General features: G+C 62.6%; 1 pseudogene. It reads left to right on the top strand.

Annotated features, from left to right (window positions below):
• Positions 1-256, top strand: a pseudogene (locus R0J88_RS20855) (hypothetical protein); the annotation flags it as partial.
• Between the last annotated feature and the right edge of the window lie 9 nt (positions 257-265).

Raw genomic sequence — 265 nt, 5'->3', positions numbered from 1 at the left:
CCTTCTGGTACTAGACCCACCGCGTGATGGCGCTCAGCCTCTCTGCGAGGAGCTGGCACGTGATCTGCATGCTGGGAGGGTCAGCCGAGTGCCGCAGCGTGTGCTGTACATCGCCTGTGACCCGACCACGTTGATGCGTGATGCACGGCTGTTGCAGAACGCCGGTTATCGCGTCACGCGTGCCCTGATGGCGGACATGTTCGTTCACACGGCACATCTGGAATCGATGTTGCTGCTGGAGCGGGCGGAAGACTGAGGCGGTGCC

It is taken from the genome of Pseudoalteromonas sp. SIMBA_162 (assembly GCF_046535955.1).
Classification (GTDB): domain Bacteria; phylum Pseudomonadota; class Gammaproteobacteria; order Enterobacterales; family Alteromonadaceae; genus Pseudoalteromonas; species Pseudoalteromonas marina.
The sequence above is the reverse complement of the archived record's forward strand: the minus strand, read 5'-3'. Positions and strand labels throughout refer to the sequence as shown.